We start from the raw sequence: 12,193 nt of genomic DNA, 5'->3' as shown, positions 1-12,193 counted from the left end.
TGGTCTTTTTTTAGTTGTGATAAGTGTGTGGCGATAAGGTCGAGCGGTCAGGCGCGGAGTTGAACGACCGCACCCAGCGGATCCCGATGGCGGCTATGGCGTAGGTCAGCGCCACCAGCCAGAAACTGTGAGCCAGGCCGACCAGACCCATGCCGATCCCGCCAAGGACGACACCGATCAGAGCACCAGCCTTTGCCGCGCTGTTGCCGAGGCCGAGCGCGAAGCCCTGCTGGTTTACGGAAATGGTGTTGGCGATCAGTGCATAGGCGACGGGCAGCAGGGCGCCTTGCCAGATGCCCCAGACGAGTCGACTGACGAGAAATCCCAGCCATTCGTTGGCCAATGCCGTGGCCGCCAGCGTCAAGGCACACAGCCAGGCCACGCCTTCAATGACGCGCAAGGTGTAGGCCGGCTGCCAGCGGTCGAACAGGCGTCCCCACAGTGGTGCGGAAATGGCCAGGGTCGCGGCGCTCGCCGCGTAGGTGGCGCCGATCAGCCAGCTTGGGGCATGCAGAATGTTCGCGACGTACAGCGCGTAGAACGACTGCGGCATCATTTTCGCGGCCTGAATCAACACGATCACCAACAGGATTCCACCGAGCCAGCCTTTGGGCAGAGCCACTGGTTCAACAGCTTTTTTCTTCGAGGCCCGAGCCTTGTCGGCCGGCAGGAAAAAACTCCCCAGTGCGCACAGCAGGCAAATCGCCGTCGCGCCATAACAGAGCAAGGCAAACCCCGAGACGTCCATCAGCCAGCCGCCCAGTACCGGGCCGATCAACGAGCCGACGGCAGTCGCCGATTGCAGGCGGGCCAAGGTGTGACCACGTCTGGAACTGTCGCAGCAGGCCAAGGCATAGGCTTGCGCGGCAGCGAGAAAACCGGCCAATGCGCCTTGCATCACGCGAATACCCACCAGCAGCCACGGGTCGAGGGTGATGGCGGCCAACCCTTGGCACAGCGCGAGTGCCAGCAACGCCCGAACAATCATCGGTTTGTGTCCGGTGCGATCCCCCAACCGCCCCCACATGGGAGTCAGGAGCATGGCGGCCAGCATCGGACCGGCATAGACCATCGCCGATAACAGCGCGGTGTAGCCAGCGCCCTCCGGCCCGAGCAGATGCTGGATCTGCAAAGGCCAGAACGGGCCGCTCATTTCCATTGCGCCCATGGAGACAAACTGGATGACGATCAGCAGTCGCAGGGCGCGACCGTCAGCGAGCATGGACGATTGGTTGCAGCGGGTTACTCAGGCGTCCGACGATGTCGGCATGACTGTCGAGCAAGCGCATGCGCATGAACGATTTGGCGGGCCAATCCTGTTCCAGCAAGGCCTGGCGCTCGCTTTCCCAACGTGCCGGTTCAACGCGCTCGCGTAAGGTCTCGAAGCACTGTGCAACGTGCGTTGCCAAGCGCTCCCAAAGGATATTTTCCGGCACATTCCAGTGGCGGGCGCAGAGCAAAGTCAGCTCACCGAGGTGGCACATGAATGTGGTGTGCAGGAGTTTGTCGCGGACAAAACCGGAGTCGTCATACAGGGTCATTTTCGGATCGTGCAACTGGATATCCAGGCCCTTGGCGTGCAGGGTTTTGCGATCGATACGAACGTCGCCGAAGTCACGCAACAGCAGCCGATTCAACTGACCGTCAGCACCCATCACCATGAAACTGTTTTGCTGATGCGCTTCGAACGCCACGCCATACATCAGGTAAATGCCCAGCAGACTCGGTACGGCAATCGACAGGTAATCGTCGAAAAACGCCAACATGGCCTCGCTGTCGTCACGGCCCTGAGCCAGTCTTACCCAATCACGCAGTAACGGTTGTTCGAATTCGTTGACGGCGAACAGACTGCCGACCGGCACCGCCAACTCGCCTTCTTGCAGAAGGGTAAGCGGGTTGTCGCGATACAGTACGGCAGCATGCCGGGAGCGCTCGTCATCGGCCGGTAATGGTGCGTAGTGCACGCCGATGCGTTCTGGAACGATGTTTAGCAGACGCTGAATCTGCGGCTCCTGATCGAGAATATTCAGTATCAGTTGGCTGATGCGCGGCCCCATCCGGGCGGAGCGCGGCGACACGGTGCGCTGCACGCTGGTCAGTCGCAGAGCCACCGGCAGTTTGACCATCGGCGCAACGCGACTGGCCTCCGGCAGGACTGTGCGGAAGGACATGGTCGGGTGGCCGGTAAAAGCGACGATGTCAGTGACGATCAGCAGGTTGTCGGCGATCTCGTTGGCGAACGAATGTGGTAGCTCTTCATGGGCTTGCCATGGGTGCGACGGGAGCGGGAGGTAGTCCTTTTCGTCCAGACCCAGTTGCTGCAAATGGCGCTGCAATTGTTCGGCGGCCTGTGGGAAGTGACCTTGCCACCAGTCCCAGTAATCGACGGTACCCGCCAGCGCCTCGACGTGTGCGTACTGGCGGTGCACGGCGCACAGGACAATCGGAAAACTCGCTTCGAATTCTGGCGAGAAAGCGATGACCTGAGCGGCGCTCAAACCCAGTTTGGTCTTGTAGTTCGGGTGCCACGGATGGCCGAGAGTGCCCCACTGTTCGAGCAATGACGTCGGGTTCTGGCGGCTGGTGCCGGCTTTGAGCCAAGCGAGCAGGTTGTCGTCATACTCGGTGTCGATCTGCTCTCTCAGGCGCTCGGTCCATCCATGGTGAAACGCCAGGCACAGGGTGTCGTTGCTGAAGCTGTCATCCAGTTCCAGGGCCAGACGTTCCAGTACCTGCGCAGAGGCTGGCGGGTTGAGCTGAGTGCTGAGGTGAGCGAGCAATTCGCTGGGCAGCTGGATTTTGTGGGGCAGTCTGTCGGGGGTGTGCAGGACGATGCTGCCGCGCACGTCCCAGCTGTTCATTCTTCCGCCGGACAAGTGCTCGAAGCAAAGATGCGCGCCATCGCCAAGTGGCAACCAGCAATGGTTATTGTCGTCGTATTCGCAAGCGTCGGGGTTGATCAGACCTTCACGAAACAGCGCCTGGATCAGGCGTTGGAAGCAGCGCTGGGCGGCGGGCTCGAGCGCATTGCTCAAATGATCGAGGGTGATGCGGTGGGACTGGAAAGCCTCAGTGCCGAGGGCTTCGCTCCAGTGAGCGAGCAATTGCTGCTGTTTTTGCGTGTAGGCGCGCATCAAGTCCGATTCCTTGTGGACAGTGGGTTAGCTGAAAGCGCGCAGAGAATACCGTTCTGAAAAAATAATGCAAATGATAGTGGTTCATATTTAAAACTTGGGAAATGTCCTTCAGATTCTGGCCATGGGTTTGCTCAAAACGAGGTAGTCCTCGCCCACTTTCTGCGCATAGCGCTCCACGACTTGCTGACACAACGTCACGATTTCTTCGACCCACTCCACGCCAACCCGCCACGACACCACCACCTGCAAATTCGGTGGCCGTTGATCGATGGCCAGCAAGGTCAATTCCCCCCGCGCCAGTTCCTCGGCTACCAGCACCGGCGGTAGCGCACCAATACCAAATCCGTCCCGCAGCAACCGGGTGATCGCCGATACCGAGTTCACGCAGTTCAACCGTGGCGTCATGATGCCGTTGGCCTGCATCAGGGCGAGAATCTCCTGATGCGGATGGGAGTTTTTCGAATAGGTAATGATCCGTTCCCGCGCCAGGTCGGCAATGCCTGAATACTCGCGGTTGTAGATCGAGTTAGTCGCGACAATCCAGCCCATCGGGTGACTGGCCAGCTCAAGGCTGCGCACGCTTTCCTGACGCAACAGGTCGGTTTGCAGGATCAGATCGAGAAAGCCTTTTTGCAGCTGATCGCAGAGGTTGAGCGCGGTATCGGCCACCAGCTCGATTTCCACCAGCGGATAGTGATCCATCATTTGTGCCACCAACGGGCTCAACCAGGTATGGATAACCGTGTCCATCACGCCGATGCGAACCCGTCCGACCTTGCTCGAACGGGTTTCGATCGACTGCTTGAGGGCTTGCATGGTGTCCATCATTTGCTCGGCGTACTCGAGCACTTTCAAGCCTTCGGGCGTCAGGCTCACGCCACGTGAATCGCGCAGGAACAGCTTCACCCCGAGCTCGCCTTCGAGCACGGCAATGCGGCTGGAAATCGACGCCTGGGTGGTGAAGAGCTTGTCTGCCGTCAGGCGAAAACTCTTGAGTCGGGCGACCCAGACAAAGGTCTCGAGAAACTTCAGGTTCATGGGGTCAGCTCGTGCGACCCGCCGTTGGGATAAGGTTTTCTTATGTCTAGGGCGGTATTTTATTAGTTGGACACAGCAGGGCAAGGAGTCCAAAAATCAGGCCATCCGGTTCCCACGATAGGCGTCGTCGGGGCTCAGAACAATACCAATAAAAATTAGCGCGGAGATTTGCCATGAGTGCGCCCGACACGCTCGACATCCCAAAAGCCACGGCTCGCCCGGGACCTTTCGACTGGTACCGCAACATCAACAAGCAGGAACGCCGCACCTTCTGGAGCTGCAAGATCGGCTATGGCCTGGACGGCATGGACACTCAAATGCTCAGCTTCGTGGTGCCGACCCTGATTGCGATGTGGGGCATCACCACCGGCGAGGCCGGGCTGATTCACACCAGCACCTTGATCGCCTCGGCCATCGGCGGTTGGGTGGCAGGGATTCTCTCCGACCGCATCGGTCGCGTACGCACTCTGCAACTTACCGTTCTGTGGTTCGCCTTCTTCACCTTCCTCTGCGGTTTCGCTCAAAACTACGAACAACTGCTGATCAGCCGCACCCTGATGGGCTTCGGTTTCGGCGGCGAATGGACCGCCGGCGCAGTGCTGATGGGGGAAGTGATTCGCGCCAAGGACCGCGGCAAGGCTGTTGGCATGGTGCAATCCGGCTGGGCATTGGGTTGGGGGCTGACGGCGATCTTGTATGCGCTGCTGTTCTCGGTGCTGCCACCGGAAGACGCCTGGCGCGCTCTGTTCATCCTTGGCATCGTACCGGCGATTTTTGTGATCTTCGTCCGTCGGCTGGTCAAGGACCCGGAAATCTATCGCGAAGCCAAGGCTAAGCAAGAACCCAGCAATCCGGCAAAATTCTACGAGATCTTCGCTCCCGGCATCCTTTTCACCACGATTCGCGCGTCGGTGCTGACCACAGGCGCTCTGGGCGGTTACTACGCGATCACCTCCTGGTTGCCGACCTTTCTGAAAAATGAGCGCGGTTTGAGCGTACTCGGTACGGGCGGTTATCTGGCGATGGTGATCGTCGGTTCCTACGTCGGTTACGTCATCAGCGCGTATTTGACTGACATCCTCGGGCGTAAAAAGAACTTCATTCTGTTCGCGGTCGGCTCGTTCACCATTGTTCTGCTCTACACCCAATTGCCGGTCAGCAATGGCGTGATGCTCTGGCTGGGCTTTCCTTTGGGCTTCTTCGCCTCGGGGATCTTCAGCGGCATGGGCGCGTTTTTGACCGAGCTGTTTCCAACGCGGATTCGCGGTTCGGGTCAGGGATTTTGCTACAACATCGGCCGGGCGCTGGCGGCGTTGTTCCCGCTGTTGATCGGCGTGATGAGCCAGAAGGTGCCATTGAGTGTGGGAATCGGTGCTTTTGCGGCGGTGTCCTACGGGGTAGTGATCCTTGCGGCCCTGAGCTTGCCGGAAACCCGTGGCAAGCAACTCGAAGCCCAATAACTTAATGCACAGCAACTGATAATCTGCGGGCAAATGCCTAACAGATAGAAAAGAATAAAACTTACAGGAGTGTTCACCGTGAGCCGCCTGCTATTGAACTGCGACATCGGCGAGAGTTTCGGCAACTGGACCATGGGTCTGGACGCCGAGGTCATGCCCTTCATCGATTGCGCCAACATCGCCTGCGGTTTCCACGCCGGCGACCCGAGCATCATGCGCAAGACCGTCAGCCTGGCCTTGAGCAACGGCGTGCAGATCGGCGCACATCCGGCCTATCAGGATCTGGTCGGCTTCGGCCGCCGTTCCATGGCCTACACCGCCCAGGAACTTCAGGACATTGTGCATTACCAGATCGGCGCCCTGGACGGCATTTGCCGGGCGCAGGGTGGGCGGGTGAGTTACGTCAAGCCGCACGGAGCGATGTACAACGACATGATGGCCAACCCGGCGCAATTGCGCGCGGTGCTTCAGGCCGTGGCGTCCTATGATCGTGAGTTACCGCTGATGTTGATGGCCACTCGCGACAACAGCGCAGCCCAGCAATTGGGCGATGAATACGGCGTGACCCTGTGGTTCGAAGCCTTCGCCGATCGCGCTTACGATAGCGCAGGAATGTTGGTCTCACGGCAACTGCCGGGCGCGGTGCATCACGATCCCGAAACAATCATCGAGCAGGCGCTGACCATTGCCCGCGGCGGCAACCTCACGGCCAGCGATGGCAGTGACTTGCACTTGCAGGCCAACACCCTCTGCGTACACGGCGACAATGCCAGTTCGGTAGCCGCTGTGCGGCGTATTCGCGAAGCACTTGATCAGCAGAGCGCGCCATGAAAATCCGGGTCGAAGTGGTGGCGCTGGATTGCTTGATGGTCCGTCTGTTTGATGAGATCAGCGAGGCCAACATGCCGTGGATGCTCGCTGCCAGTGAAAGTCTGCGTGCTGCGTTCGCCGGGCATCTGATCGATCTGGTGCCGTCCTATACGACGTTGATGGTGCATTACGATCTGACCGCGTTGAGTCCGGCTCAGGCTCGGGAGCTGATCGCCGAGGCCTTGATCGATCTGTCGCCCAATGCCTGCACCCGCGGCAAATGTCATGTGTTGCCGGTCTGGTATGACTTGAGCGTTGGCCCGGAGTTGAGCCTGTTGTCCCAGCGCAGCGGATTGGCCGTGGATGAAGTGATCCGCCGCCACAGCGAGCGCGAATATCAGGTATTCGCTTTGGGTTTTGCGCCGGGTTTCGCCTTCATGGGGCTGGTGGAAGAAGCACTGGCCGCGCCGCGTTTGAACACTCCGCGCAAAAAGGTGGCCGCCGGCAGTGTCGGCATCGCCGAACGCCAAACGGCCGCTTACCCGGTGGTGTCCCCCGGTGGCTGGAATCTGATCGGTCGCACCCCGGCCAAATTGTTCGACCGCGAACGCGACGGCTACAGCCTGATGCAACCGGGCGATACAGTGCGCTTCGAAGCCGTCAGCCATGCTGAATTCATCAATCTGGGCGGTGATGACACGCCGTTGGAGGCGCAGGCATGAGCCGTCTATCAATAGAAGCGAGTACACCGCTGTGCCTGTTGCAGGACGCTGGCCGTTTTGGCGTGCGGCATCTGGGCGTGACCCAGGGCGGGGCGGCGGATTGGCGATCGATGTCATGGGCTAATTGGTTGCTGGGCAATGGCCTGGATGCACCGGTGATTGAAATCACCCTCGGTGGGTTCACCGTCGTTGCCGAAGAGGATTGCGTGCTGGCGTTGGCCGGGGCGGATCTGGGGGCGCAGGTGGATGGCGAGGCGTTGGCACCGTGGCGCAGTTTCAGGCTGAACAAAGGCCAGCAATTGCAGTTCACTCAGCCGCTGCTTGGCGCCCGAGCTTATTTGGCAGCCCCGGGCGGATTTGATGCGCCAAAGGTGTTGGGCAGTAGCGCAACCGTGGTCCGTGAGGAGCTCGGCGGGCTGGATGGCATGGGCCGGGCATTGGCCAAAGATGCGCAGTTGAGCTACTCGGGGAGCTCGCTGTTACTGCTGCGGGCGTTGACGCCCGAACAGGTGCCGGATTTCAAACTCAACGCGCCACTGGACCTGGTGCTCGGTGCCCAGATCGGCGAGTTCAGTGGACAGAGTTCGTTCGACGCGTTCAACAGCGTCTGGACCCTCGACAGCCGTGCCGACCGGATGGGCATCCGCTTGCTGGGAACGGCATTGCAGTATCAGGGTAAGCCGATGATTTCCGAAGGCATCCCGCTGGGTGCAGTTCAGGTGCCGCCGGACGGGCAGCCGATTGTGCTGCTTAATGATCGGCAGACCATTGGGGGTTATCCGCGATTGGGGGCGTTGACGCCGTTGGCGTTGGCCAGGTTGGCGCAGTGTCTGCCGGGGGCGCAGGTGCGGTTGAAACCAGTGGTGCAGGAAGTCGCGCATCGGGAACAAGTCGAGTATCTACGCCAGTTTGCGAACCGCTAAAAGCATCGCGAGCAAGCTCGCTCCCACAGTTTGATCTCTGGCGAACACATTCCTTGTGTACGACCAAATCCATTGTGGGAGCGAGCTTGCTCGCGATAGCGTCAGACCAGACACCGAAGATTATTTGGAAAGAAACCGCATCCCTTCCTCCAACCCCCGCAACGTCAGCGGATACATCTGGTCGTTAATCAAGTCCCGCACGATGTTGGTCGAAGACGTATAGCCCCACGTATCTTTCGGATACGGGTTGATCCAGATGACCTTCTTGTACTTCTCCATGAACCGCTGCATCCACACGTAACCGGCTTCTTCGTTCCAGTGCTCGACGCTGCCGCCGGCCTGGGTGATTTCGTACGGTGCCATGGCGGCGTCACCGATGAAGATCACTTTGTAGTCGGCGCCGTATTTGTGCAGCAGGTCCTGGGTCGAAGTGCGCTCGGAAGAGCGGCGCATGTTGTTCTTCCACACCGATTCATAAATGAAGTTGTGGAAGTAGAAATACTCCAAGTGCTTGAATTCGGTCTTGCAGGCCGAGAACAACTCCTCGCAGATCTTCACGTGGGCGTCCATCGAGCCGCCGATGTCGAACAGCAGCAACAATTTCACGGTGTTGCGCCGCTCCGGACGCATCTGGATGTTCAGCAGCCCGGCATCGCGCGCGGTGTGGTCGATGGTGCCATCGATGTCCAGCTCTTCCGCCGCACCCTGACGCGCGAATTTGCGCAATCGGCGCAGGGCGACTTTGATGTTGCGCGTGCCCAGCTCAACCGAATCGTCGAGGTTTTTGTACTCGCGCTGATCCCAGACCTTGACCGCTTTGCCCTGACGCTTGCCGGCATCGCCGACCCGAATGCCTTCCGGGTTGAAGCCGCCGGAGCCAAACGGGCTGGTGCCGCCGGTGCCGATCCACTTGTTACCGCCGGCATGACGTTCTTTCTGTTCTTCGAGGCGTTTCTTGAACTCCTCGATCAGCTTGTCCAGGCCGCCGAGGGACTGGATCGCCGCCCGCTCTTCTTCGGTCAGCGAACGCTCGAACTCTTTGCGCAGCCAGTCTTCCGGGATCAATGCCTGAAGGTGGTCGTCGAGTTTTTCCAGGCCGTTGAAATAGGCACCGAACGCCCGGTCGAACTTGTCGAAATGCTTTTCGTCCTTCACCAGAATCGCCCGGGACAGGTAATAAAACTCGTCCATGTCGGCGAAGGTCACGCGCTGTTTAAGCGCGTTGATCAGGTCCAGCAGTTCGCGTACCGAGACCGGCACCTTGGCTGCACGCATTTCATTGAACAGGTTAAGCAGCATGGCTATCGCCCTCTATCTTGTTAAACAGAGGGATCAGCGAGTGCCGCGACGGCTCATGAACGCCAGACGTTCAAGCAACTGCACGTCCTGTTCGTTCTTCACCAAAGCGCCTGCCAGCGGCGGAATGGCCTTGGTCGGATCGCGCTCGCGCAGCACTGCTTCGCCGATGTTGTCGGCCATCAGCAGCTTCAGCCAGTCCACCAGTTCGGAGGTCGATGGTTTTTTCTTCAGGCCCGGCACCTTGCGCACGTCGAAGAACACGTCCAGCGCTTCGCTGACCAGGTCTTTCTTGATGTTCGGGTAGTGCACATCGACGATCCTCTGCATCGTGACGCGGTCGGGAAAAGCGATGTAATGGAAGAAGCAGCGGCGCAGGAAGGCGTCCGGCAGTTCTTTCTCGTTGTTGGAGGTAATGATGATGATCGGGCGTTTCTTGGCCTTGATGGTCTCGTCGATCTCGTAAACGTAGAACTCCATCTTGTCGAGTTCTTGCAGCAAGTCGTTCGGGAACTCGATGTCGGCCTTGTCGATTTCATCGATCAGCAGGATCACCCGCTCTTCGGATTCGAAGGCTTCCCAGAGCTTGCCCTTTTTCAGGTAGTTGCGAACGTCATGGACTTTTTCCGTGCCCAGCTGCGAATCGCGCAGGCGGCTGACCGCGTCGTACTCGTACAGGCCCTGATGCGCCTTGGTCGTGGACTTGATGTGCCACGTGATCAATTTGGCACCGAAGGACTCGGCCAGTTGCTCGGCGAGCATGGTCTTGCCGGTGCCCGGTTCGCCCTTGACCAGCAGCGGACGCTCCAGGGTGATGGCGGCGTTGACCGCCAGCTTCAGGTCATCGGTGGCGACGTAGGCCTGGGTGCCTTCGAACTTCATCTGCTAATCCTCGAACGGTGATGCCGACCTGAACGAAGCAGGGCGGGGCGCAATAATTGTAGTACCCGACTATAACGCGGTGCCCGGTCGACTGTGAACGCAGACGGCTTATTCAGTCTCTGAATGGGGCGTCACATCTTGACTCAGTCTCGGCTGTGGCCAGTATTGAGCTATCGCCATTTTGGCGATAGCTTGCCCATCAGGTGCAATTGCTGGAGGATTGGAAACGATGTTACCCATGAAACGACCGCGGCTGTCGGCCGTGCAGGCGTTGCCGGTTCACCGCCTTATGCTGACTTTTATCGACGGTCAGCAACTGAACCTCGATTTGACTCGGGACCTGCGCGCCTACCCAGGGTTGCAGCCGTTGCTGGAGGTTGGCGCTTTCGAAGGGGCAACCCTGGGTGATGAAGGCTGGAGCGTTGAGTGGCCCGAACTGGACATCCAGATCGGCGCAGACACTCTGTATCTGGATGCGCTCGCACAAAATGCATCGGACGAAAACACCCGGATCTTCATCGACTGGCGCGCTCGTACCGGGCTGCCGCTCAATCAGGCGGCCGAAGCGTTAGGGGTCAGTGCCCGCAGCATCACCCGTTACAGCAGTGGTCGTGAAGCCGTACCACGATCGCTGGCACTGGCCTGTCTGGGCTGGGACTTCTTGCAGCAGCAATCGAGCCCGGCGCGGGCGGCCGAAGAAACCGGTCGCTATACCGTCACACGCAAGCCTTAGCCCGCATCCGGCTTGGGCCGTTCGTATTGGGCATTGAAGGCCTGGATGAAGCCGTTGCGTAAAATCTGCAAAAAAGCCTCGAATGCGCTGATATCTCGGCGATGCACATTGCCGCTCAGTTCCACGCGAGTCGCAAACTGGTTCTTGCCCTGGTTTTTCAGCACCGTTTCGGAGCCGCCGACGATGGCCTCCCAAATGGAGCGGAAAATCCCTTTGTCCTTGTTCTCGACGTCCTGCTGCCAATTGAACACGTCGACGTCCTTCAGCAGCGGTTTGATGTAACCCGTTAATTGAGCTTTTTTAGCCTGCGCTTCAATGACCACGTCTCCGTGACCGGCATTGAAGTCGAACTTGCCATAGGCGGAGGCAAAGTCGTTCATGCGTTTGAGCTCGATGTCTTTGGCCCGCAGGCGGAACTCGAAATCTTCAAAGTTGCTTAAAGGGTCGAAGGTGGCGGTGGTTTCCAGTGGCGCGTGCCCGAGCAGCAGCGCCTTGCCTTCGAAGCGAGCGTCGCGCTTGCCTTTGGTGTCGACCACGTTGGTAAGGTTGTAAATGCTGGCGTTGACCTGAGTGGCGTTCATGTTCACGGGGGGCTTGGAATTGAAGTTGCGGAAACTGATCTTGCCATCGCTGATCCGCACTTCGTTCAAGGTAATGGGTGCCAGTTTGCTCAACTGCGCACGCCAGTCGGTGCCCTGACCGGTCTGGGAGTTTTGCTTGTTGGCGCCGCCGTCGACGAAGTTCACCTCGGGTTTGAAGAACTGCACCTCGGCCACGACAGCGTGGTCGTACAAGAGCGAGTGCCAGCTGATGGAAAGGTCGATCAGCGGCGCGTTGACGAAAGGCACCGGGACCTTGCCGCTGACCTTGACGATTTTCAGCCCGTTGATTTTGTACGCACCGCGCCACAGGGCCAAGTCCACATCAGTGATCTGGCCACGGTAGTCGCCCATGTTCGCCAGCTTGTCATTCAGGTAGTCGCGCACCATGTAGGGCAGGGCGATGTGCAGGGCAATCAGCAGCACAACGAGGCCGGCGAGGGTCCACAGGGGCCAACTGTATCTGCGTTTCATGATGGCAAATCTCTGGCGTTGTAAAGCCATTGACTGCTGCGGTTACGGGACGTTCGACTGACTGGACGATCAACGGCAACAGGCATACCTTGGAGAGCTTATTTAACGCTGTATAAGGA

The 12,193-nt window shown here is 59.1% G+C and carries 11 protein-coding genes; 5 read left to right on the top strand and 6 right to left on the bottom strand.

What is annotated here, in order from left to right; genetic code table 11:
* Positions 1-10: 10 nt before the first annotated feature.
* From ACA079_RS24540 to ACA079_RS24530, 3 genes are all read right to left on the bottom strand, one after another.
* Entirely contained in the window at positions 11-1,222 is a 1,212-nt protein-coding gene (locus ACA079_RS24540) for an MFS transporter (protein ID WP_497267612.1), read from the bottom strand.
* Entirely contained in the window at positions 1,212-3,134 is a 1,923-nt protein-coding gene (locus ACA079_RS24535; RefSeq protein WP_497701255.1) for an IucA/IucC family protein, read from the bottom strand. Before ACA079_RS24535 ends, ACA079_RS24540 begins: the two co-directional genes overlap by 11 nt.
* Before the next feature lie 111 nt (positions 3,135-3,245).
* Positions 3,246-4,175 (bottom strand): LysR family transcriptional regulator, encoded by a 930-nt coding sequence (locus ACA079_RS24530; protein WP_497701254.1) that lies wholly within the window; start codon positions 4,173-4,175, stop codon positions 3,246-3,248.
* Positions 4,176-4,348: 173 nt separating this feature from the next.
* On the opposite strand from ACA079_RS24530, the gene ACA079_RS24525 reads away from it, so the two are divergent.
* From ACA079_RS24525 to ACA079_RS24510, 4 genes are all read left to right on the top strand, one after another.
* Positions 4,349-5,635: an MFS transporter gene (locus ACA079_RS24525; protein ID WP_497701253.1), complete on the top strand. Its 1,287-nt coding sequence runs from the start codon at positions 4,349-4,351 to the stop codon at positions 5,633-5,635.
* Positions 5,636-5,713: 78 nt separating this feature from the next.
* On the top strand, positions 5,714-6,466 hold the full coding sequence (locus tag ACA079_RS24520) for a 5-oxoprolinase subunit PxpA (RefSeq protein WP_497701252.1): 753 nt from the start codon (positions 5,714-5,716) through the stop codon (positions 6,464-6,466).
* Positions 6,463-7,167, top strand: a complete 705-nt coding sequence (locus ACA079_RS24515) for a 5-oxoprolinase subunit B family protein (RefSeq protein WP_497701251.1) — start codon at positions 6,463-6,465, stop codon at positions 7,165-7,167. Before ACA079_RS24520 ends, ACA079_RS24515 begins: the two co-directional genes overlap by 4 nt.
* On the top strand, positions 7,164-8,090 hold the full coding sequence (locus ACA079_RS24510; RefSeq protein ID WP_497701250.1) for a 5-oxoprolinase subunit C family protein: 927 nt from the start codon (positions 7,164-7,166) through the stop codon (positions 8,088-8,090). Before ACA079_RS24515 ends, ACA079_RS24510 begins: the two co-directional genes overlap by 4 nt.
* Before the next feature lie 120 nt (positions 8,091-8,210).
* On the opposite strand, the gene ACA079_RS24505 is transcribed toward ACA079_RS24510, so the two are convergent.
* Both ACA079_RS24505 and ACA079_RS24500 read right to left on the bottom strand, forming a co-directional pair.
* Positions 8,211-9,389, bottom strand: coding sequence for a vWA domain-containing protein (locus ACA079_RS24505; protein WP_415759556.1), 1,179 nt, complete (start codon positions 9,387-9,389; stop codon positions 8,211-8,213).
* Between the two features lie 33 nt (positions 9,390-9,422).
* On the bottom strand, positions 9,423-10,268 hold the full coding sequence (locus ACA079_RS24500; protein WP_007898718.1) for an AAA family ATPase: 846 nt from the start codon (positions 10,266-10,268) through the stop codon (positions 9,423-9,425).
* 229 nt (positions 10,269-10,497) lie between these two features.
* Between ACA079_RS24500 and ACA079_RS24495 the strand changes: the two genes are divergently transcribed.
* Positions 10,498-11,001: a DUF2442 domain-containing protein gene (locus ACA079_RS24495; RefSeq protein WP_497701249.1), complete on the top strand. Its 504-nt coding sequence runs from the start codon at positions 10,498-10,500 to the stop codon at positions 10,999-11,001.
* Here the strand turns inward: ACA079_RS24495 and ACA079_RS24490 are convergent.
* A complete protein-coding gene (locus ACA079_RS24490) occupies positions 10,998-12,104 on the bottom strand; it encodes a DUF748 domain-containing protein (protein ID WP_497701248.1) in 1,107 nt (368 codons plus the stop codon). The two genes, ACA079_RS24495 and ACA079_RS24490, sit on opposite strands and share 4 nt — an antisense overlap.
* Positions 12,105-12,193 lie beyond the last annotated feature (89 nt).

It is taken from the genome of Pseudomonas sp. LBUM1645, assembly GCF_059716185.1.
This window is presented reverse-complemented; position numbering and strand designations above follow the sequence as displayed.

Bases quoted from the DNA above. Each gene is read 5' to 3' on its own strand.
- ACA079_RS24505 (WP_415759556.1), bottom strand. From the start codon at position 9,389: ATGCTGCTTAACCTGTTCAATGAAATGCGTGCAGCCAAGGTGCCGGTC.
- ACA079_RS24510 (WP_497701250.1), top strand. From the start codon at position 7,164: ATGAGCCGTCTATCAATAGAAGCGAGTACACCGCTGTGCCTGTTGCAG.
- ACA079_RS24530 (WP_497701254.1), bottom strand. From the start codon at position 4,175: ATGAACCTGAAGTTTCTCGAGACCTTTGTCTGGGTCGCCCGACTCAAG.
- ACA079_RS24495 (WP_497701249.1), top strand. From the start codon at position 10,498: ATGTTACCCATGAAACGACCGCGGCTGTCGGCCGTGCAGGCGTTGCCG.
- ACA079_RS24535 (WP_497701255.1), bottom strand. From the start codon at position 3,134: ATGCGCGCCTACACGCAAAAACAGCAGCAATTGCTCGCTCACTGGAGC.
- ACA079_RS24515 (WP_497701251.1), top strand. From the start codon at position 6,463: ATGAAAATCCGGGTCGAAGTGGTGGCGCTGGATTGCTTGATGGTCCGT.
- ACA079_RS24525 (WP_497701253.1), top strand. From the start codon at position 4,349: ATGAGTGCGCCCGACACGCTCGACATCCCAAAAGCCACGGCTCGCCCG.
- ACA079_RS24540 (WP_497267612.1), bottom strand. From the start codon at position 1,222: ATGCTCGCTGACGGTCGCGCCCTGCGACTGCTGATCGTCATCCAGTTT.
- ACA079_RS24490 (WP_497701248.1), bottom strand. From the start codon at position 12,104: ATGGCTTTACAACGCCAGAGATTTGCCATCATGAAACGCAGATACAGT.
- ACA079_RS24500 (WP_007898718.1), bottom strand. From the start codon at position 10,268: ATGAAGTTCGAAGGCACCCAGGCCTACGTCGCCACCGATGACCTGAAG.